This window comes from Vibrio sp. S457-15 (genome assembly GCF_000960545.1).
Classification (GTDB): Bacteria; Pseudomonadota; Gammaproteobacteria; order Enterobacterales; family Vibrionaceae; genus Vibrio; species Vibrio parahaemolyticus.
This window is the reverse complement of record NZ_JYOQ01000045.1, coordinates 272,595-294,467: the sequence shown is the minus strand read 5'-3', so window position 1 is coordinate 294,467 and position 21,873 is coordinate 272,595. Positions and strand designations below refer to the sequence as shown.

The 21,873-nt window shown below is 45.8% G+C and carries 18 protein-coding genes and 1 tRNA gene; 10 read left to right on the top strand and 9 right to left on the bottom strand.

Annotated elements, in window-relative coordinates:
• Positions 1 to 18: 18 nt before the first annotated feature.
• Positions 19 to 1,245 carry a thiolase family protein gene (locus UF05_RS07300; protein WP_045546072.1) on the bottom strand — a complete coding sequence of 409 codons (1,227 nt, stop codon included), beginning with the start codon at positions 1,243 to 1,245 and terminating at the stop codon, positions 19 to 21.
• A 258-nt stretch (positions 1,246 to 1,503) separates the two neighbouring features.
• Here UF05_RS07300 and UF05_RS07295 point away from each other — a divergent pair, with 258 nt between their 5' ends.
• The 5 genes from UF05_RS07295 (at position 1,504) to UF05_RS07275 (ending at position 6,547) form a co-directional block, all read left to right on the top strand.
• The gene (locus tag UF05_RS07295) at positions 1,504 to 1,878 is read left to right on the top strand and encodes a MerR family transcriptional regulator (RefSeq protein ID WP_005455792.1); all 375 of its coding nucleotides are present in this window, start codon (positions 1,504 to 1,506) and stop codon (positions 1,876 to 1,878) included.
• A gap of 78 nt (positions 1,879 to 1,956) precedes the next feature.
• Positions 1,957 to 3,126 carry an isovaleryl-CoA dehydrogenase gene (locus UF05_RS07290; RefSeq protein ID WP_020842258.1) on the top strand — a complete coding sequence of 390 codons (1,170 nt, stop codon included), beginning with the start codon at positions 1,957 to 1,959 and terminating at the stop codon, positions 3,124 to 3,126.
• Positions 3,127 to 3,160: 34 nt separating this feature from the next.
• Entirely contained in the window at positions 3,161 to 4,765 is a 1,605-nt protein-coding gene (locus UF05_RS07285; RefSeq protein ID WP_045546073.1) for a carboxyl transferase domain-containing protein, read from the top strand.
• A gap of 37 nt (positions 4,766 to 4,802) precedes the next feature.
• Positions 4,803 to 5,648, top strand: coding sequence for an enoyl-CoA hydratase-related protein (locus tag UF05_RS07280; protein ID WP_045546074.1), 846 nt, complete (start codon positions 4,803 to 4,805; stop codon positions 5,646 to 5,648).
• The gene (locus UF05_RS07275) at positions 5,645 to 6,547 is read left to right on the top strand and encodes a hydroxymethylglutaryl-CoA lyase (protein ID WP_045546075.1); all 903 of its coding nucleotides are present in this window, start codon (positions 5,645 to 5,647) and stop codon (positions 6,545 to 6,547) included. Before UF05_RS07280 ends, UF05_RS07275 begins: the two co-directional genes overlap by 4 nt.
• A gap of 35 nt (positions 6,548 to 6,582) precedes the next feature.
• Here the strand turns inward: UF05_RS07275 and UF05_RS07270 are convergent, their stop codons facing one another.
• The 4 genes from UF05_RS07270 to UF05_RS07255 all read right to left on the bottom strand — a co-directional run bounded on the left by UF05_RS07270 (position 6,583) and on the right by UF05_RS07255 (position 11,109).
• Complete coding sequence (locus UF05_RS07270) at positions 6,583 to 7,134, bottom strand: DUF2301 domain-containing membrane protein (RefSeq protein ID WP_029832773.1); 552 nt, start codon at positions 7,132 to 7,134, stop codon at positions 6,583 to 6,585.
• Positions 7,135 to 7,159: 25 nt separating this feature from the next.
• Positions 7,160 to 8,038, bottom strand: coding sequence for a DMT family transporter (locus UF05_RS07265; protein ID WP_005485953.1), 879 nt, complete (start codon positions 8,036 to 8,038; stop codon positions 7,160 to 7,162).
• A gap of 285 nt (positions 8,039 to 8,323) precedes the next feature.
• Entirely contained in the window at positions 8,324 to 9,637 is a 1,314-nt protein-coding gene (locus UF05_RS07260) for a methyl-accepting chemotaxis protein (protein WP_005498481.1), read from the bottom strand.
• Between the two features lie 278 nt (positions 9,638 to 9,915).
• The gene (locus UF05_RS07255) at positions 9,916 to 11,109 is read right to left on the bottom strand and encodes an acetate/propionate family kinase (RefSeq protein ID WP_025630943.1); all 1,194 of its coding nucleotides are present in this window, start codon (positions 11,107 to 11,109) and stop codon (positions 9,916 to 9,918) included.
• A 360-nt stretch (positions 11,110 to 11,469) separates the two neighbouring features.
• Between UF05_RS07255 and UF05_RS07250 the strand changes: the two genes are divergently transcribed.
• Positions 11,470 to 13,008, top strand: a complete 1,539-nt coding sequence (locus UF05_RS07250; protein ID WP_025630942.1) for a putative bifunctional diguanylate cyclase/phosphodiesterase — start codon at positions 11,470 to 11,472, stop codon at positions 13,006 to 13,008.
• Between the two features lie 74 nt (positions 13,009 to 13,082).
• Here UF05_RS07250 and UF05_RS07245 read toward each other — a convergent pair whose 3' ends face one another.
• Positions 13,083 to 14,999: a DEAD/DEAH box helicase gene (locus UF05_RS07245; RefSeq protein ID WP_045546076.1), complete on the bottom strand. Its 1,917-nt coding sequence runs from the start codon at positions 14,997 to 14,999 to the stop codon at positions 13,083 to 13,085.
• A 379-nt stretch (positions 15,000 to 15,378) separates the two neighbouring features.
• Here UF05_RS07245 and rnb point away from each other — a divergent pair, with 379 nt between their 5' ends.
• Entirely contained in the window at positions 15,379 to 17,385 is a 2,007-nt protein-coding gene (gene rnb, locus UF05_RS07240) for an exoribonuclease II (RefSeq protein ID WP_020842268.1), read from the top strand.
• A gap of 71 nt (positions 17,386 to 17,456) precedes the next feature.
• Positions 17,457 to 18,260, top strand: a complete 804-nt coding sequence (locus tag UF05_RS07235) for a helix-turn-helix transcriptional regulator (protein ID WP_045546077.1) — start codon at positions 17,457 to 17,459, stop codon at positions 18,258 to 18,260.
• 4 nt (positions 18,261 to 18,264) lie between these two features.
• On the opposite strand, the gene UF05_RS07230 is transcribed toward UF05_RS07235, so the two are convergent.
• A complete protein-coding gene (locus UF05_RS07230; protein WP_025633454.1) occupies positions 18,265 to 18,618 on the bottom strand; it encodes a DUF3024 domain-containing protein in 354 nt (117 codons plus the stop codon).
• Between the two features lie 256 nt (positions 18,619 to 18,874).
• On the opposite strand from UF05_RS07230, the gene UF05_RS07225 reads away from it, so the two are divergent.
• The gene (locus UF05_RS07225) at positions 18,875 to 19,702 is read left to right on the top strand and encodes a phosphate ABC transporter substrate-binding protein (protein ID WP_005462121.1); all 828 of its coding nucleotides are present in this window, start codon (positions 18,875 to 18,877) and stop codon (positions 19,700 to 19,702) included.
• Between the two features lie 53 nt (positions 19,703 to 19,755).
• Here UF05_RS07225 and UF05_RS07220 read toward each other — a convergent pair whose 3' ends face one another.
• On the bottom strand, positions 19,756 to 20,436 hold the full coding sequence (locus UF05_RS07220; protein WP_005487889.1) for a MaoC family dehydratase: 681 nt from the start codon (positions 20,434 to 20,436) through the stop codon (positions 19,756 to 19,758).
• A 313-nt stretch (positions 20,437 to 20,749) separates the two neighbouring features.
• On the opposite strand from UF05_RS07220, the gene UF05_RS07215 reads away from it, so the two are divergent.
• Positions 20,750 to 20,840: transfer RNA gene (locus UF05_RS07215), tRNA-Ser, on the top strand.
• A 24-nt stretch (positions 20,841 to 20,864) separates the two neighbouring features.
• Here UF05_RS07215 and UF05_RS07210 read toward each other — a convergent pair.
• Positions 20,865 to 21,818 carry a LysR family transcriptional regulator gene (locus tag UF05_RS07210; RefSeq protein WP_020842270.1) on the bottom strand — a complete coding sequence of 318 codons (954 nt, stop codon included), beginning with the start codon at positions 21,816 to 21,818 and terminating at the stop codon, positions 20,865 to 20,867.
• Positions 21,819 to 21,873: the final 55 nt, after the last annotated feature.

The window sequence follows — 21,873 nt, the reverse complement described above, 5'->3', positions numbered from 1 at the left end:
TTGTTAACTGTGCAGAAATTACAGCGGGATCTCGATACCTATCGCTGTCGCCTCGCCACCGCCAATACACAGTGACGCAACGCCTCGCATCACTTTCTTGTTGCTTGTATCACCATCAATCCCCAGTGCTTGTAGCTGTCGTAAACTGTGGATCAATGTGACCAAAATGCGAGCCCCACTGGCACCAATTGGATGCCCGAGCGCACAAGCTCCGCCTTTAATATTGACCTTGCTTGAATCAAGCCCTAATTCCGCAACCGCAATTTGTGTCACTACCGCAAAGGCTTCGTTGATTTCCCAGAGATCAATTTCGTCAATCGACCAATCCATTTGCGACAACAATTGTTCAATGGTGTAGACCGGAGCCAACGTAAACTCATCCGGTTTTCTCGCATGAGTCGCGTGCGATTTGATGATGGCAAGCGGGGTAAGATTTTGGTGGCGCGCCGTCTCTTCATCCATCAAAATCAACGCGGCTGCACCATCGGAAATGGCACTGGAGTTCGCCGCAGTCACTGAGCCTTTTTTATCGAAAGCGGGTTTGAGCTGAGGAATTTTTTCTAGATCGATGGAGCGAGGATGCTCATCATAATCGAGATGGGTTGTGGCAGTTTTTGTCCGGATGTCAATGGGTGCAATTTCATCATCAAACAAACCACGCTCTTGCGCTTCTAACGCTCGTTTTGCAGACATGGTTGCCCACTCATCCATTTTCTCACGGCTGAATTTGAGCTTGTCTGCAATTTTCTGAGCATAGACGCCCATCAAGTGCCCTTCGTAGGCATCCTGCAATCCATCGAGAAACATGTGATCGTAAGTGGAGTGATGCCCTAATCGCATGCCATTGCGCGCCTCTTTCAACAAATAGGGCGCATTCGTCATACTTTCCATACCTCCAGCAACAGCCGTTCGAATGGTGCCAGCTTTGATCAAGTCATGAGCAAGCATGATGCTTTTCATTCCCGAACCGCAAACTTTATTGATGGTTGTGCACCCTGTACTGGGTGGAAAACCCGCACCGAGCGCTGCCTGTCTAGCCGGCGCTTGTCCGCATCCGGCTGGTAGTACGCAGCCCATCAACACTTCATCAATTACAGTCTCAGAAAGTACGTTTTCACCCAGCGATTTCATCGCGGCTTTTATGGCAAAGGCGCCTAACTGCGGTGCGGAGTACGGTTGCAACAGCCCTTGAAAGCGCCCAATTGGCGTTCTTTTCGCACTGACAATCCAAATGTCGTTTCCCATGATTCGCGTTCCCTAACGGTGTATCACAGCGTACGAACTTACCCACCACAATTGCCTATTCAGGTTTTCTCACCTCAAACGATGAAGCTCTATCCCTTATCCGGCAACGAAATTATCGCACTGTGATTTCTTGACGTTTACGTAAGCATAGCACTAGCCTTTACAGTGAGGTAAAGAAACACATTGATAACAACCTAATTTTTATTCAGTCATGGTCAGATTTCGAGAAGCTGGATTTTTATTCGAGGTAAGTGTGTTATGGAAAAATACAAAATCAGTGATCTCGCCAAAGAGTTCGACATCACGACGCGCAGCATTCGATTTTATGAAGACGTCGGCCTGATTGAGCCAGAGCGAAAAGGCAATATGCGCGTTTATCAGCGTAGGGACAAAATCCGACTTAAACTGATTCTTAGAGGGAAACGGCTCGGCTTCTCGCTGGCAGAAATACGTGAACTGTTCGAACTTTACGACATGCAACAAACGGATGAACAGCTGCTCAAAATGCTCAATATCATTGAAGAAAAGCAAGCCGTGTTGCAACAGCAGTTAAATGACATTGGTGTCGTCATGGGCGAGCTCAATGCAGCAAAAGAACGCTGCCTTCAAACACTAAAAAACAACGAAAAGTAACAACGCCACTAACTCAAATTTCCCTCACTCAAGCAGTGCACGATTTTCACAGTCACACACCTGCAACAGGGAGACGTTATGAAAACGAGCTACATCCCGCTGAATTTCGGGCTCGGTGAAACCATTGATATGCTCCGAGATCACGTCAATGCGTTCGCGAGTGAGCATATAGCTCCTATTGCCGCCGATATTGACCATTACAATCAGTTTCCTAGCCATTTATGGCCACTTCTTGGCGAAATGGGCTTGCTTGGCGTGACCGTCAGCGAAGAATATGGTGGTGCTGAAATGGGCTATCTCGCCCACGTTGTAGCAATGGAAGAGATAAGCCGAGCATCAGCCTCCGTCGCGCTCAGCTACGGCGCACATTCCAATCTTTGCGTAAACCAAATCTTTCGAAACGGCACCCCAACGCAACGAGAAAAGTATCTGCCTAAATTAGTTGATGGTTCGCACATAGGCGCTCTGGCGATGAGCGAAGTCAATTCGGGTTCGGATGTCGTCAGCATGCAACTAAAAGCCGAAGACAAAGGCGACCACTTCTTACTCAATGGCACAAAAATGTGGATCACGAACGGCCCCGATGCGGACGTGGTCGTGGTGTACGCCAAAACAGATGCTGATGCGGGATCGCGCGGGATCACAGCGTTTATCGTGGAGCGCAGTTTTACCGGATTCAGTGACGCGCAAAAGCTCGATAAGTTGGGAATGCGAGGCTCAAACACATCTGAGCTCGTCTTCAACAATTGCAAAGTACCTAGAGAAAACATTCTCGGAGCACTCAATTTTGGCGTCGAAGTATTGATGAGTGGGCTTGATTACGAGCGCGTTGTTTTAGCTGCTGGCCCACTCGGCATTATGCAAGCGTGTATGGATATCGTCGTCCCCTACGTGCATGAGCGCAAACAGTTCGGCAAATCCATCGGCGAGTTTCAGCTTGTGCAGGGCAAATTGGCCGATATGTACTCACGTATGAATGCTGCCAAAGCGTACGTCTACACCGTCGCGGCGGCTTGTGATCGTGGTGAATGCACGCGCAAAGATGCCGCTGGGGTGATTTTGTACAGCGCAGAATTGGCAACACAAATGGCGCTCGACGCCATTCAGCTACTCGGCGGTAATGGCTACATCAATGAATACGCAACCGGACGCCTTCTGCGTGACGCAAAACTGTATGAAATTGGCGCAGGAACCTCCGAAATTCGCCGAATGCTCATCGGGCGCGAATTGTTTGAGGAATCACGCTAGCTCCTGATTTACTCGCTAGGAAAAGGAAGTCATCATGGCCATCATAAAAAGCAAAACCAAGCCAACTGACGAGCTGTTTCTTTCTAACCAAGCCGCGATGGAAATGCTGGTTGAAAAGCTGCAAAAAGACATCGCCACCATCAAACTCGGTGGCGGTGAACGTGCCATTGCTCATCAGCGACAAAAAGGAAAACTCCCGGTTCGAGAACGAATTTCACATTTGCTCGATGATGGCAGCAACTTCCTTGAAATCGGTCAGTTTGCCGCTTGGCAAGTGTACGATGAATCCATCCCATGCGCGGGTGTCGTGGCTGGCATCGGCATGATCGAAGGAGTTCAATGCATGGTGATTGCCAACGATCCTTCGGTCAAAGGCGGCACCTATTATCCTCTCACCGTGAAAAAGCACCTTCGAGCACAAGAGATAGCTCAGCGTTGCCAACTACCGTGTGTCTACCTTGTCGACTCTGGCGGCGCAAATCTCCCCCATCAATCTGAAGTCTTTCCCGATAAAGATCACTTCGGCCGTATCTTCTTCAACCAAGCCAGAATGTCGGCCAAAGGCATTCCTCAAATCGCCGTTGTTATGGGGCTGTGCACCGCAGGCGGCGCTTATGTCCCAGCAATGGCAGACGTGTCGATAATGGTGAAAGAACAAGGCACCATCTTTTTAGCGGGACCACCATTGGTAAAAGCCGCAACGGGCGAAATCGTGACTGGTGAAGAACTCGGCGGCGCAGATGTGCATTGTCGAAAATCGGGGGTGGCGGATTATTACGCCGAAAACGATGAGCACGCCTTAGACTTAGCGCGCGAGGCGATTGCCAACGCAAACCGTCCAAAGCCGCCGAAATCAGACAGTGCCATCTTACCACCACGTTACGATGCGGAAGAAATGTACGGTATCGTCAACGCCAATTTGCGTTTGTCGTTTGATGTACGTGAAATCATTGCGCGTATCGTCGATGATTCGGATTTCGATGAGTTTAAAGCCCTCTACGGACGCACGCTGGTGTGCGGCTTTGCGCGCATTCATGGTCAGTTGCTTGGTATTGTCGCGAACAATGGCATTTTGTTTTCTGACTCCTCACAAAAAGGGGCGCACTTTATCGAACTGTGCGCCAAACGCAAAACGCCCCTACTCTTTTTGCAAAACATCACCGGATTCATGGTCGGCAAAAAGGTCGAGGAAGAAGGCATCGCCAAACACGGTGCAAAACTGGTGATGGCGGTGGCGTGTGCTGATGTGCCTAAATTCACGGTGATCATTGGCGGATCTTACGGCGCAGGAAACTACGGCATGTGCGGGCGAGCGTATGACCCAACCATGATGTGGATGTGGCCAAACGCACGCATCTCCGTAATGGGCGGAGAGCAAGCCGCTGGCGTGTTGACTCAGGTGCGCAAAGAGATAAACCAACGTCGCGGCGAAGAATGGTCCGAGCAAGAAGAACACACTTTCAAAGAATCGATCATAGACTTGTATGAGACCCAAGGGCATCCGTACTTTGCCAGTGCAAGATTATGGGACGACGGCATCATTGACCCCAAAGAGACGCGAAACGTGCTTGCACAAGCGTTAATGGCCGCGCTCAACGCGCCAATACCTGATAGCGAATTTGGCATCTTTAGAATGTAACCGCGCAATTGAAATAAACGTTCACAAGGAAATCATTATGCAGGAAAGACAACCAAGCATTGTTCCAAACGCTCAACGACACAATGATATGCTTTGGCAGGTTGACGAATTTGGTGTTGCAACGCTGACGCTGAATCGGACAAAGAAACACAATGCCTTTGATGCCTGCATGATTGATTTGATCATCCATCGCTTAGATTATCTTGCACTAAGAACCGATGTGCGTTGCTTAGTGCTGCGCAGTAATGGCAAACACTTTTCCTCTGGTGCGGACTTAGCTTGGATGCAATCGATGGCAAATAGTACCCGAAAAGAAAACCTAGTCGATGCACAAAGCCTCGCTCGCTTAATGGAAACGTTGGATGCCTTCCCTCAACCCACCATCGCTGTCGTACAAGGCTCAGCCTTTGGTGGCGCATTGGGGCTAATTTGCTGCAGCGATATCGCTATCGCCAGCCACTCCGCTCAGTTTTGCTTGAGTGAAGTCAAACTGGGATTGGTGCCCGCCACCATTGCCCCATACGTGATGCGTGCGATGGGCAATCGACAAGCACGTCGTTACATCCTCAGTGGTGAAGTCATCCCTGCGGTTAAAGCGCAACAATTTGGCATCGTGCATGAAGTGAAAAAAGATGACGAGCTTGAATCATGCGTAAGCGAAGTCGTCGCTTCTTTGCTACTCAATAGCCCAGATGCGATGAGAAAAGCGAAAGCACTGTGCGAACAATGCCACCAAAATCCCATTGATTCTCAGCTTATCCGCTACACCAGCCAATTGATCGCCGATATCCGTGTATCGCCTCAAGGGCAAGACGGTTTACAAGCTTTCTTAGAAAAACGGCCTCCGAGCTGGGTCCATCAACCTGATGCGGAGGAAGAATGACACTGCCTACTAACGTAAACATTGTTGAAGTTGGACCTAGAGATGGACTTCAAAATGAATCTCCAGTTTCGACTCGCACTAAAATCCGGCTGATTGATTTGCTTTCTGACACGGGTTTGAGTCACATCGAAGCAGGCTCATTTGTCTCCCCCAAATGGGTTCCGCAAATGGCAGATTCCAAAGAAGTCATGCAAAATATCACGCGAAGAGCCTTGGTGACTTACTCGGCACTCACCCCCAACCTCCAAGGGTTAGAGCAAGCCTTAGATGCTGGCGCCAATCAGGTCGCCATTTTCACTTCGGCTTCTGAAGGTTTTTGCCAGCATAATATAAACTGTTCAATTGCAGAGAGCTTGAAACGCTTCGAGCCATTAATGGTTCAGGCCGATAAGTACCATGTTCCAGTTCGTGGATATCTATCGTGCGTCGTCGATTGCCCTTACGATGGGGCGACATCTCCAACACAAGTAGCCAACATATCGCAAGCGTTGATCGAGTTGGGATGCTATGAGGTGTCCTTGGGCGACACGATCGGGACCGGTACGCCTAATCGTGTAAAAGAAATGCTGGAATCGGTGCTAGCACGCATTCCAAGCCAACGTTTAGCCGTACACTTTCATGATACGTGGGGACAAGCGCTGGCAAATATCTACCAGGCCTTAAGCATGGGCATCAACACGGTAGACAGCAGTGTCGCAGGATTGGGAGGGTGTCCTTACGCACATGGTGCATCTGGCAATGTTGCTACAGAAGACGTGTTGTATTTATGCCAAGGCTTGGGCATTGAAACTGGCGTGGATTTGGAGCTGTTAGCCAAAGCAGGATGGATGATAAGCGATGAACTGCAACGCCAACCAACATCGAAAGTTTCACAGACATTACGTCATAGAATGGAATAACGCACTTTGCATGACGGGCTCAACTAACCCGCCCGTTAGACTTCATAATTCGCTTTGATGCCGATATCAAAGTGCAGTGGCATGCGCCATTTTGCTATAGATAAGTAGGTCATGATCAAACCCGCAAGAAGCGCAGAGATTGCAACAATGGTTGACTGTTCAAACCACAACGCAAATGTCGTCACAACCAACAGCATAGGTACCAATTTCAAGCCAAGGACTTTGAAACAGAACGACTCTTTCAACGCAATCCCAGAAAAGGTGACAAAGATAAAGCCTAATGCGAGCCACACTCGATTTAACTCCGGGTCGCAGACCATCAAGATCACCCCTATCCAACCAGACCAACTGATGATGGTGCGAACTGACTTACTGTAAACGTGAATATTACTCGCAGACATTGCACCAGCAATGGCGAATACCGCAAAGACTGCTCTATATCTGCCATCCACCCCGTCGAGCCATTGACTTTCCAACGCAGCCAACCCCAAAAGAGCGATGGCAAACACACTGATGCCAGCGCGATACAAGCAAACGCTCAGCTTATCTAAAAAATCTAATGTTTCTTGATGTTCAGTATTTGCCATCGTCGTTCATCTTTAGAGCGTGTATTTACGCTCGCTTGGGGAAGCGGAATCTGCCGCCAGTGCGGTAAATCACCAAAGAAAAGAGAATCAGCAGACAACCAACAAGTTTATTGGCCGTCAGAACTTCACCATACCAAAGAATGCTGAGAACAACCGTCCAAACCGGCTCTAAGATCATAATCAGTGCCGCATTCCCTGCTTGGACAAACTTTTGCCCCATCGTCTGCATAACGTAACGCAAACTCGTCGCGAGCAACGTACTGAGCGCAAACCACCACCAAATGGATGAATCCACCTGCTCTGGTCGTGATTCCATCAAGAACGACACCAACAGACCTAGACAGCCTGCCGAAAACAGCTGTACACAAGTCAGTAGTAAAACGGGCAACTTCTGCGAATATTTGCTGTTTACATTAAAGTGTAGCGCCAAGATAAGCGCCGCTCCAAGAAACCAGAGTTGACTCGCAGATTGCTTCCAACCTCCAGCCAATGAAAGGCACGCTAAACCAATCACCGCAATAGGTAACGAGATCCAAAAGATGCGCTGAGGGCGTTGTTGAAACATTACCCAAGCCACGATTGGCACGAACAGCATCGAGAGGCTCATAATAAATGCGCCCTCGCCTAGCGTATCGCTGATTGAAATGGCGTAAATCCACGTCATCACAGCGCCGCCAAGCAGCAAACCTACGCCACTGGCTGCCAACACGTCTTTTAACCGTGCCGCTTTTAGTGGTCGGTAACACAATGGCAGTAAACAGAGAGAGGCGATGGTAAATCGCAAGCCAATAAAACCAAAGGGAGGCAGCCCTTGTATGGTTTCTTTGGAAAAAATCCAGCCCAGTGCCGCTATCATCGTAGTGGCCACCAGAATAACGGTCGCTTTGCGTTCTGAGTTAAACATAATTACTCACAAAAAGGCCTGATGAATCGTCATCAGTGGGGATATTTATATCGATTTTAATCTACGAAAGTTATTTATATTCGTATCGCAAATGCTGACGAGGTGTGTAATAAGAATGGAAGATGTTAACGTTTGCGAAACGTCGGCATTATACATTGCAGGTGAGATTTCATCGAGAAATAACAGCGTGTTACCTTCCTCGCTATAAACGGCTTTCGCGAAGCGAGGAAGGAAAACTAGAACCGAGAATGGGCTCTTTGAAGCAGAAGTTTTTGAAGCGATTAATTACAAGGTGCGGTTGAACTGTGCGACAGCTTCAACCACTCGGCTTGCTCCGTCTTGGATATCGTTCATAACATTGCCCGCCTTTTCAGACAGCTCTAGCGTATCAAGCGCCTCTTTTTGACACTGAGAAATCAGTGCAACAGCATTATTGGTGCGCTCTAGATTTTCCGTCACCATCGAGACAATCTCATCTGTCGTGGTATTAGTGCGCATGGCAAGCTGGCGTACTTCATCGGCAACCACCGCGAAACCGCGTCCATGATCACCGGCGCGAGCTGCTTCTATTGCCGCGTTGAGCGCCAACAAGTTCGTTTGGTCAGCAATTCCGCTAATGCTATTCACCAGTTCACTGATTTTCGATGAGTGTGCTTTCAAATCTTCAATGGCGGCGTTGGCTTGCTGCATTTGCTCTGAAAGGGTCTGCATTTTCTCAAGGGTAGAACCGATTACTTGACGGCCTTGGACGGTTTGAGTGCCCGTTTCCTGAGATACTTCATTCGCCAACTGCGCCGCTTGCGCCATGGATTGCTCTTGAAGCACTTGCTGAGTAATGTTGGTCGCAAATTTGACCACTTTGTACAGCTCGCCTCTGTCGTTATGGATCGGGTTGTAAGAAGCTTCCAGCCACACGACTGAGCCATATTGGTCTACGCGTTTGAATCGGTCGGTAACAAACTGCCCACTTGCCAGCCTTTTCCAAAAATCGTGATACGCCGAAGAGTTTGCCTCTTCTGGCAAACAAAAAATTCGGTGATGCTTACCCACGATTTGTTCATGCTTGTAACCCATCGTGCTGAGGAAGTTATCATTTGCTTTAAGCACTGTACCGTCTAACGTAAATTCAATGACTGCCATCGAGCGGCTCAGCGCATTCAGCATGTCTTCGTACTCGCGCGATGTCGTGATCGTTCGAGTCAGTTCAGAGGCAAACACAAAAAAGCTCTCAACCTGGTCACTTGTGTTTCGCACAGGCTGAATAACCACTCTTAACCATGCTTCTTCACCATCCCCCTTGGTGATTTGAAACGCGCCATTCCAGAATGCTTTTGCTTGAACCGACTGTTTCATGCGGTAAAAGTGGTCAGTATTTCTAACGTTTGATGGTACAAGGTCAGAAATATGCTTCGCCAAGATGTCCTTATCTGACAGTGAAAGTTGCTGCAAAAACTTTTGGTTTGCCGATGTGACGTTGCCTTTCGCATCCAACGTCAGCCTTAACATTTCTTCGTCTAGGCTTTGCTGGATCTGTTGTAGGCTGTAAAGCTCTTGTTTTAATCGTTGGTTTTCTTGTTGAAGCGACTTATTAAAAAACATTACTTTCCCTTACTCGACCAATCTATTGATTAATCAAAGGTTTATTATTTATATCTATACAGCTCGATATTACTCAGGTAGCAGTATACTGGAATTTAGACTTGGCTCACAATTAATTACATTAATATCACTAGAGGGCATTTGTTAATCAATGTGAACGACAAAATCACAATTAGATTCGGGCAAGACGCTTATATGAGGAAAGTGAAGTGATAGATCAAAAAAAGCTCTTTCCTTACGGAAAGAGCTTTGACTTAGTTCCCAAAATTTTTGCCGTTTTACAGCAGTTCCACCGACTGTTGAGCGATTACCCACTCTTCGTTGGTAGGAATAACCAGTGCTTTCGCACCTAGCAACTCAGATGTAGCAATCACACCTGCGTTACCAAATCGAGCGTCTTCGTTTCCTTTCGCATCTTCAACAAAACCTAGCAGTTTTAGGTTTTTCAGAATTTCACGACGAATTGGCATAGAGTTCTCGCCAATACCGCCAGTGAAGATGATGCCGTCGAATGAATCAAGCGCAGCAAGATAAGAAGCGATGTATTTAGACACACGGTATGTGAACACTTGGAATGCAAGGGCAGCGCCTTCGTGGCCTTCTTCCATTGCTTCCAAAATACCGCGTGCGTCGCTTGTTAGGCCAGAAACACCTAAGAAGCCAGAAGCTTTGTTCAGTGAGTTGAACACTTTCTCTTGAGACCAACCTTTCTTCAGAAGGTACTCAATGATGCCTGGGTCAAGGTCACCACAACGTGTACCCATCATTAGACCAGACAGCGGAGTGAAGCCCATAGACGTATCTACAGATTCACCATTGTTGATTGCACAAACAGAAGCACCGTTACCTAAGTGAACAGAGATGAAGCTCGATTCTTCAATCGGCTTGTTGATCATCTTCGCAGCTTCGCGACTTACAAAGTAATGACTTGTGCCGTGGAACCCGTAACGACGAATGCCGAAATCTGTGTAAAGTTCTTTAGCGATTGCACCAGTGAACGCACGTTGAGGCATTGTTTGGTGGAACGCTGTATCGAATACTGCAAATTGTGGAAGGCTTGGAAACGCTTCAACAGCAGCACGGATGCCGATAGCACCAGCTGGGTTGTGAAGTGGAGCAAGGTCTGCAAGCTTCTCAATTTCTTGTGTAACTTCTTCAGTAATACGAACGGTTTTAGTGAATTTCTCACCGCCATGAACAATACGATGGCCCACAGCAACGATGTCTTGAGCTAGACCTAACTCTTCGGTTAAACCTACTAGTTTGCCGATAGCGATTTTGTGATGGCTATCGTCACCTTCGATGGAGATTTCCTTTTTTTCACCGTTGAATTTCCAGCTCATACGAGCGTCTGATAGACCAAAGCATTCGCCCAGACCACTTAGCACCGCGTCACCCGATACGGAATCGATGACTGCAAATTTTAGTGAAGAGCTACCAGAGTTGATCACCAGTACAAACGAATTAGACATGTAGTTATCCTGTTGTGGAGCAGAGGTTGTAATTGCGCTTCCGCGCTGCGTACTTCTTGTTTGCTCCCCTATTATTCAATAATTTTTTAATCTTTCAACAATCTTTTAGTGAAAGCGATTTGATTGAACAAATTTTGTTGATCTATAGCAAGTTTTGATTTTATTTGAAGTCTAAAAAATATGATTTGTTAAAGCTAATTTATGAATTGGTCAATTTGTACAAATTCAAACCTATGAGCTACGTTGTTTATTGGATGTATAAAAATAACAATCTCATCAATAATTCGGGGTAATAGCGTGCCCACAATAGCCTTTTTATTAGTGATCTTAGGTTTGATTTTGCTCTGCTGGGGATGGCAGATGACAAAAAATATTTGCTCGAAAACAGAGGTACCCGGGTGGACATGGCTGTTGATGTTAATAAGTTGCTTCATTTTTGCGTATGCTGCTTTCTTGCACGCAATAATGAAAAAACCAGTGGCATCACTGCTTGAAACTGGTGTTTCTTTGCTCTTATTCGGTGGCAGTATTTTTGTCGTTTTAGTCATCAAGTGGAGCAACGATTCCATCTTAGAGCTACACAGCGTCGCGGAGCGAGAAAAACGAAATGCGGTTCATGACTCCCTGACAGGGCTTCCCAATCGCAAGTATTGCTTCGAACTGATTGATGACAGAATACAATCTGGCGACCCTTTCTCTGTCATTCTGTTTGACGTAGTGAACTTTAAACAAGTGAACGATGCGATGGGACACTTCTGCGGAGACCAGTTACTGATTCAGATTGGTCAACGATTGCAAGACAAGCTCAAAGGGAGCGACAAGATCTTCCGTGTGGGGGGCGATGAGTTTGTCATTCTCACCTCTTCCGCCTGTGAGAAAACGGGCACAGAACTTATCGAAAGCCTAGATTGCGCCCTCTCTGCACGCTTTCACCTAGAAGAGTTCCAAGTATCTTCACGTGTCGTATTTGGGATAAGCACCTATCCTTACGACGCGATCTCAAATGATCTTTTGATTAAACATGCCGACATTGCCATGTATCACGCCAAACGTAACGGCAATTTATTCGCTTTTTATCATGATGATATGAACGTGGGAGCTAAGTACCAGCTTGAAATTTCCTCTCGCATTCAATGCGCGTTGGAGAAAGAAGAGTTTCAGTTGTACTACCAACCCTTGATTGATGCGAACACCAGTTTAGCTGTCGGATTCGAGGCAGTGATCCGTTGGCACGATGAAAACGGGAAAACTATCTCACCCAACGACTTCATCCCTATCGCGGAGCGCAGCAACCAAGTCCACAACATCACCATGTGGGTATTGGGCCAGGTAGAAAAAGATCTCAAAACCTTTATCGAAAAAGGCATTAAGTTGCCTGTACACGTGAACCTTTCAGCCAAAGACCTCTCTTCGAACCTTCTTTTCCATCGTCTTGAGAAACTGCTTGAAAACAATCCGCAATTTGCTGATCTGATCAGTTTAGAAATCACGGAAACCATGGCAATAGATAGAGTTGTGGAACTCAACCCACTCATTCACCAAATTAAAGGATTGGGTATTAAAATCAGTTTGGATGACTTCGGTACGGGGTACTCGTCGCTTTCTTTATTGCGGGATCTACCTGTGGATCAAATTAAAATCGACCGTTCGTTTTTGTGCACAGCAAACCGCACAGAAGGCTCTCGTTCCATCGTAGAGAACACGATAGCTCTAGCACATGGTTTAGGGTACTCAGTGGTGGCGGAAGGCGTTCAGGACATGGACACGCTGTATTTTTTAAGAAGCAGAGGCTGCGACATCATTCAAGGCTACCTATTTTGCCCTGCGCTGCCGCTGAATGAAGTGATTAATTGGGTTAACGAGCACGACGACAAACAAAGTCATACCCGACGCGCATAAAAAAGCCGAGCTTAATGCTCGGCTTTCAAATCAATCTCTACAACAATTTATGTAACTGTGTAGTACTGCGCTGATTATGCGTCTTGAGTGCGACGGCCACGGCCGTGACCACGTTCGCCACGGTAGTTACCACGGTGATCACCACCACGGTTACGATCGAAACGACGTTCGCCACCTTCACGGTTACCTTCGCGGTTGCCGTCACGGTTACCACGGAAACCACCTTCACGACGACCGCCTTCACGACGCTCACCACCACGGTTACCACCTTCGCGGTTACCACGGAAACCACCTTCACGACGACCGCCATCGCGACGACCACCACGAGACTCACGGAAATCGTCGAAGTCACATACTACAGCACCAACATCTTGTTGACGGATACGCAGTTTGCTTAGCTTGTTCGCCGCTTCAGAAGTCATTGCTTTTGGTAGCTGAACGAATGTGTGACCTTGCGCTAGCTTGATCGCACCGATAGAACCTTTACCTAGGCCTAGTTCGTTTGCTAGAGCACCAACGATATCTTTAACTTGAACGCCTTGCTCGCGACCAACTTGAAGCTGGTAAGTATCCCAGTCTTGGTTGTTGAAGCTGCGACCGCCTTCACGACCACCTTCACGGCGCTCTTTACGACGTTGCTTGTCACGTTCAATCGCTTCAACCATTGGGTCTTCGCCAATGTAGAACAGAGGACGCTTACCTTGTTGACGCTTAAGAAGCATTGCAGCAAGCATCGCAGGGTCGATTTCTAGAGAAGTTTGTAGTTTCTCTACTAGCTCTGCGAACTTGTCTAGTGCTTTGTGCTCTTTCTCTGCTTCCAGTTCAGCCGCTAGCTTGTTTAGACGAGCTTCTGCTACTTGGTCACGTAGAGGAAGTTGGATTTCTTCCATAGATGACTTAGTTACGCGCTCGATAGTGCGAAGCATACGGATTTGGTTAGTGCGAACTAGAAGGATCGCTTTACCTTTACGTCCAGCACGGCCAGTACGACCGATACGGTGGATGTAAGACTCAACATCGAATGGGATGTCGTAGTTAAATACGTGAGTGATACGTGGAACGTCAAGACCACGAGCTACGACGTCAGTTGCAACTAGGATGTCGATAACACCTTGTTTGATGTGATCAACAGTACGCTCACGTAGAGACTGAGGAATGTCACCGTGCAGTGCAGCGGCTTTAAAGCCACGTGCAGATAGCCAATCAGCTAGACGCTCAGTGTCTTGACGAGTACGTACGAATACGATTGACGCGTCAGTTTCTTCAGTTTCAAGAAGACGAGACATAGCTTCATCTTTCTCTACACCCTTCACTACCCAGAACTGTTGTTGAACTTTGTCTACAGTGTGGTTTTTACCAGCAACGTCAACCATTACAGGATCACGTAGGAAACGCTCAACAATGTTTTTCAGCATTGGAGGCATAGTTGCAGAGAATAGAACGCGTTGAGCTGATTCAGGAGCGTGCTCCATGATTGCAGTTACGTCGTCCACGAAACCCATGTTTAGCATTTCGTCCGCTTCATCAAGAACGAAAGTATTTACTTCGTCTAAATGTAGACGTTCACGGTTGATAAGGTCTTGAACACGGCCAGGAGTACCAACAATAACGTGTGCACCATTTTTAAGAGCACGCATTTGATCTACGATAGATGCACCACCGTAAATTTCTAGAACTTTAAGACCCTTGATGTTTTTACCAAGGTTTTTCATTTCAGCCGCAACCTGAATCGCTAGCTCACGAGTTGGAGCAAGAACGATTGCTTGTGGTTTACGTTGATCAAGATCTAGCTTGTTTAGAAGAGGCAGAGAGAATGCTGCCGTTTTACCTGTACCCGTCTGTGCTTTACCCAGCGCGTCAGCACCTTCCAATAGGTGTGGGATTGCCGCAGCCTGAATTGGAGTTGGTGACACGAAACCCATTCCGTCTAGAGCAGAAAGGATAGAATCATTCAGAGATAAATCGCTGAATTGAATAACAGAATCTTGCATTGGGATCCTACTTAATTAAACAAAAAAACAGTCCCATATGCTCTTCCAATTCGATACTGATTCATCCAGTTACTAAATCCATTCAGACAGGAGTTAGCACAGTACACAACCGCGATAAGCCATTAGGGACGACTAAGGGAGGCGGATTATTCCTTAAATGCATAAAAAAAGCTAGAAAAAATTGAATTACATCACAATTTATTCTCACTAATGGTAATATCCGCATAAAAATCCACCTACCGCCCGTTTCTCCGAAGAGAAAAGCACCGTTGAGCTGTTTAATTCCTCAATAATTCACAGCGAATTTGTGTGCTTTAGGTAGTAATAATAGCCCGCAATGATTATAGTGTGGCCAACTCCATTGGTAAGTTAAGAAAAGATGTTTCAAGATAACCCGCTATTAGCCCAGCTTAAGCAGCAAATCCAAGAAAACCTGCCTAAAAAAGAAGGTTCAATCAAAGCAACAGATAAAGGCTTTGGTTTCCTGGAAGTGGACAGCAAGACCAGCTTCTTCATCCCACCAGCGTACATGAAAAAGTGCATTCACGGCGACAAAGTCGTGGCCATCATCCGTACTGAAAATGAACGTGAAGTCGCAGAACCACAAGAGCTGATCGAACAATCTCTTACTCGCTTTATCGGTCGAGTAAAAATGTTCAAAGGCAAGCTAAATGTCGTTCCTGACCATCCTCAACTAAAAAAATTGTCTCTAAAAGCGAAACTGAAGAAAGGTTTAAAGCCTGACAACTTCGCGGAAGGTGATTGGGTTGTAGCACATCTTGTTCGTCACCCGCTAAAAGGCGACAACACGTTCTTCGTTGAAATTTCAGAGAAAATCACTGACGCTGACGACAAAATCGCACCTTGGTGGGTAACGCTAGCGCAAAACGATCTACCAAACTCAGAACCTGCTGGCATTGAGAACTGGGAATTAAAAGATGACGCCGATCTAGAGCGCATCGACATGACTCATGTTCCTTTCGTCACAATCGATGGTGAATCAACCAAAGATATGGATGACGCGTTGTACGCGAAGAAAACTGAATCTGGTGATTTTGAGTTAACTATCGCGATTGCTGACCCAACAGCGTACATCACACCTGAAGACGAAATGGATAAAGTCGCGCGTGAACGTGGTTACACCATTTATCTACCAGGCCGTAACATCCCGATGTTACCTCGCGACCTAGCGGACAACCTATGTTCTCTAATTGAAGGCGAAATCCGCCCAGCAATCTGCTGCACCGTAACAGTGAGCAAAGGCGGTGTGATTGGTGACGATATTAAGTTCTTCGCTGCAAACATCAAATCACATGCGCGCCTAGCATACGATCACGTTTCTGATTGGCTAGAAAACGGCAATTCTGATGCATGGCAACCTTCAGAAGAAATCGCAACTATCGTACGCGATCTATACGAGTTTTCTCTAGCTCGCGCAGAATGGCGTGAGAAAAACGCAGTTGTATTCCCTGACCGCCCTGACTACCGTTTTGAGCTAAGTGAAGACAATGACGTTATCGCAATTCACGCTGATATGCGCCGCAGTGCAAACCGTCTTGTTGAAGAATCGATGATCACAGCGAACATCTGTGCAGGCCGTACACTGCGTGAAAAATTCGAAACTGGCGTATTCAACACTCACGCAGGTTTGAAACCAGAGAAAATCGAAGAAGTTGTGCAACTCGTTAACCCTGAGGGTACGCTAGAATTCACAGCAGAATCGATTGCAACGCTTGAAGGCTTTGCGGCTCTACGTCGTTGGTTAGCGGTTCAAGAGACATCTTACCTAGACAACCGCATTCGTAAGTTCCAAGCATACAGTGAAGTGGGTAACCAACCTCTTCCTCATTACGCGATGGGTCTAGACATTTATGCGACTTGGACATCCCCAATTCGCAAATACGGCGATATGATCAACCACCGTATGCTAAAAGCGGTGATTCTAGATAAAGAACCAGTACAAAAACCTGACGATCAAGTGGGTGAAGAACTGGCACTGCACCGTAAGCATCACAAAATTGCAGAGCGTAACGTGTCTGATTGGCTATACGCACGTACTCTTGCGGATGAACCAAGCAAGCAAACTTGTTTCACAGGTGAGATTTTCGATATTAATCGTGCTGGTGCACGTGTTCGACTTCTCGAAAATGGTGCAGCAGCCTTTATTCCTGGTGCCCTGATTCTTGATAATAAAGAACGAATTGAGTGCAATGGCGACAACGGCACAATCTCTATCGATAAAGAGGTGGTGTACAAACTGGGTGACACATTGGAAATCGTTCTTGCGGACGTTAACCAAGAAAACCGCAGTTTAGTTGCAAAGCCAACACAGGTATTTGCTGATCAACCAGCAGCACAAACAGAACAAACTGTAAGTGAAGAATAATACCGAATGAAGTTTAAAGGCGCTCGAATGAGCGCCTTTTTTATTTGTCATGGAAAACGATAAGAACGAATATGCCGAACATTGAGATCATTCGCTTTAACCACTTCACTGCTCGCAAAAGTGAACGTTACACCGCCACCCATAACGGCTTATATGTCGTAGAAGAAGGCGCATTAGTCATCCACCAGCCAAATGGCGAACAGTTTGAACTACAAGCTGGCGACTTTACCCTATACAACTCTTCTGACTTAAGAAGTGCAGAAGCCATACCAGGCGAGAATGGCTTTAAAGCTGTAGCGCTAGTCTTTGACATCAGCCTATTTTGCGAGTTTAAGAAAGCATACCCTGGATTGCATTCAGAAGCAGAACACCGACGCTTCTACCCTTTCTCACCAGAATCCAATTTAGAAGTCACACAGCTTAAGAATACGTTATTGGCTTTAGCCAGTCGTAATGCACCTGATTACACTCAGAGCCACATCGCAATGGCGCTACTTTCTCTTATGGTGGAAGTTCAGCCAGACATTCTTTCGATCATTGACGATGCAAGCAGCCTAACAGCCTCTCAAAAGGCCATTAAGTACATCGAAAAGAACATTGAGAAGGATATAACGTTAGAAGGCCTAGCGGCGCACATGAGCATGTCTATTGCGACGTTAAAACGCCGCCTTGCTGCCGAAAACCTTTCTTTTTCTCAGATATTAAAAGTGAAACGTATTAACTACGCGGCAACACAACTGCGCGTTTCACAAAAATCGATAACAGAAATCGCATTTGAATCTGGATTTAAGAGCGCTGCTCACTTTAGTACCGCGTTTAAATCCATTTACAACATCACCCCTAAAGACTTTCGTAATCAGGTAGTAAGAGGTTAATCCCCTACTCCCAAAAACACGCTTGAGGATCGCTTTCAAGTTCGGCAAGGAGATCTTCAAGCGTGTGACTATCCGGCAACTTTTTGTAAGGAATCCATCGAATTTCTTCTGAGCGAGAGGCGGGAACATAAAAGCGCCAAAGCTGAGTCTGAGAATCAAATAGAATTTTTGCAATTGGCGAGGTGTATTCGCTGTGTTGTGAATCTAGCAAGAAATGCGCATGGTGAAGTTCAACGCCATTTTCAATTGGCTCATAAAGGCATTTTCCTTGCTCTACCGGCAAATTCGCATTGCGCGCCGAACAAAGAATCTGAACCAGTTTATATAAGCGGCTGGTTGCCATTTGAGAAACAGACATGACGTTCTCCTGATAGGTAGTTTTTAGTATACACCCAAGCGCCATTTAAGGCTGACTTCACCAACGTTCCGTTTACAGACTTCTCAGAGATTACCATCTCACCCTCCAAGGAAACACTACGTACATCACCACTTTGCTCAAATAACGCGATAAACACGCTGCTGTTTCACATTCGAACAATCTTTTCTGATTCACAAAAGTGTAACCTGAACGCAATATCATAAGCGCTGCTTTATACCGTATATGGAGTTTAAATATGTTACGTTTTACTGTGGCAACTTTACTAGCCATGGCTGTCTCCCTTCCTTCTGCTATGGCGAAAGAAGTCAACATTTCAGGTTCAACTTCCGTTGCTCGCGTGATGGACGTACTCGCCGAAGAATACAATAAGACACACCCAGATAATTACATCGCTGTACAGGGCATTGGTTCTAGTGCGGGGATCACCATGGTGAACAAAGGTGTCGTGAAACTTGGTATGAGCTCTCGCTATCTGACAGAAAGCGAAAAAGGCGAAGACTTGAATGTGTTTCCAATTGCTTACGATGGCCTTGCCGTTGTTGTGAACCGTACAAACTCTGTGACTAACCTTTCAGCACAACAACTGTTTGACATCTACAAAGGCGAAATCAAAAACTGGAAAGAAGTCGGCGGCGCGGATCAACCGATAGCAGTTGTCACACGAGAAGCATCTTCTGGCTCGCGCTACAGCTTTGAAAGTTTGTTGGGTCTAACCAAAATCATTAACGACCGTCTGGTTTCTGATATCAGCCCAAACAACTTAGTTGTAAACAGCAACAGCATGGTTAAAACCATTGTGAACCATAACACACGTGCGATTGGTTTTATTTCGGTGGGGTCTGTAGACCTTTCTGTGAAGGCGATTCAGTTTAACGGGATTGAACCAACAGCAGCGAACATCGCAAATCACAAATACAAACTGGCTCGACCATTCTTGGTGCTTTACAAAGTCGACTCGCTAGATCAAGCAGGCAAAGACTTTGTCGCGTTCCTAAAATCGGAAGCGGGACAAAAAACCATTGCTGACTACGGGTACATACCGGTTAAAAACTTTAACCAGTAAAAACAAAAAAGAGAGCATTGAAATGCTCTCTTTTTTATTGATTCGAATATGTTTTAGAAGTGCAATTGAATCACAGATACCACTACCGCACCTGGGCGTCTTACGCCTTCAATTTCCACTTTGATTTCACGCTCGATCTCTAAACCTTTCTTGATAGGCGTTACTTTAGTCAGTGTACTTACTGCACGCACGTTGTTACCAGCTTTAACTGGGTAAGGAAAACGTACTTGGTTCAAGCCTAGATTCACAACCAATTTCGCTGTCGGAAATAATGGTTTATCCGCATCAACTGAGTCCGTCAGTTTAGGCAGTAGAGCCAACGTCAGGAAACCATGCGCAATGGTTGTTTTAAAAGGTGATTCAACAGATGCACGCTCTGGATCAGTATGAATCCATTGCATATCTTCTGTTACCGCACCAAATTGATTGATACGCTCTTGAGATACATGAACCCAGTCACCCGTATGGATCACTTCACCGATCTTACCGATTAGCTCGTCATACAGTTTTTGAGCTTCTGGCTGAAGAACAATCGGCGCAGGTTGAGGAGCCACTTCTTCATTCACTGCAGGCTGATTATGGTCGCGCACATTAGAAAACAAAAAGCTGTTTTGTGCCTTGCCCAAAAAGTCACTCCAGTAATCGCGTAGCGTTGGAGACATCCAATTCATAAACTCGGATTGATGAGCAGAAATCGCATCAACTTTGTCTTTAAACAGATTTGTGACCTTCATAAACACCCTTAGAAAAATTAAGCACAACTGGCTATACCAGTTAATTTTGAATTAGTTCACAAACTGTTGCAAACACTTTCGGGCGAACACATGTATCCTCAAAGCCTATAATTTGTTATTTTTCATAAAGATAACAATAAAACACCATTTTATTGATTAGCACTAGGATAAAGTAAAAACTCTACATTTAGGTGCGTTTCGCGTTGTTTTCGCTCACTATTGCATCGGAGTCTAGAAAATCATCAAACGGCACTTCAATTGTAATTCAGTGCTTTACAACGACTACTCCACTCCCTATTATACGTCCCGCAACGGAGAGATGGCTGAGTGGTTGAAAGCACCGGTCTTGAAAACCGGCATACGTTAATAGCGTATCTAGGGTTCAAATCCCTATCTCTCCGCCACATTTAGAAAAAAGCCGTTGATAATCAACGGCTTTTTTCGTATCTATTGTCAAACTTCTTGTTATACACATCTAGAAAGTCATTCATCAGCTTAGAAATGGTACTGTGTAACCACACAATCATAGGATCATTTTTGTAGGCCTTGTCGTATATAAAGCCAAACTCTTTCTCTAGCACCGGCAGAAACACCTCATCGCTTGAAGTAACGTAGCTAAATTTTTCATCCAACTGTTCTGCTATATATATTGAACAAGGAAACAATAAGTCTGTCGTCTCAACGGCATTAATAATGACACTGATATGCGTCGTTTTAAGTTTTACTTTGAAGTCAATACCGTGACTTAACAGCAATCTTGAGAGTTTATCTTGTCGCTCATTCCAATGCTTTTGCAAGTGGATAGCCAGAGGATAAGACGCGATTGTCTCCAAGGATATTGACTCGTTATTAATTGGATGATCTTTTCTACAGACCATAACCGACATATCTTTTCCGACTTTTCTTTGGACCAAGTTTTTGTTTAAATTTAACGGAAAATAATGAATTCCAAAATGAACGAGCTGATTATTAATTCGATCTGGCGTTAACTCATTCCAATCTTCAATGGTTAATTCTATATTCGGTGCGTTCTCTGAAAAGTATTGAATTATTTCTGGGGCTAGCCAATATGCGATGTAACTATTCATCGCTATATTGATTTTTATATCTGAGGTCGATGGATCAAAAGACATACCCTCAGTTAATTCATCAATATCATGAATAATATTATTGAGTTTGGCACGTATGGAGATTGCTTTTGGTGTTAGCTCCATCCTGCCGTTTTTTCTGGTAAGTAATTCATCCTGAAATATTTCCCTTAAGCTTCTTAGAGTTCGGCTCACCGCAGAAGCACTTGTCGACATTTGGTTTGCTGTTGCTGTGATACTTTTTGTTTCCAAAAGTAACGCCAACGGTTTCAGTAAGTTATAGTTAAATATCATGTCTAAACTCTCTCACAACGCTCCCTAAAAACATAATATCAATTTTGATAAGTAT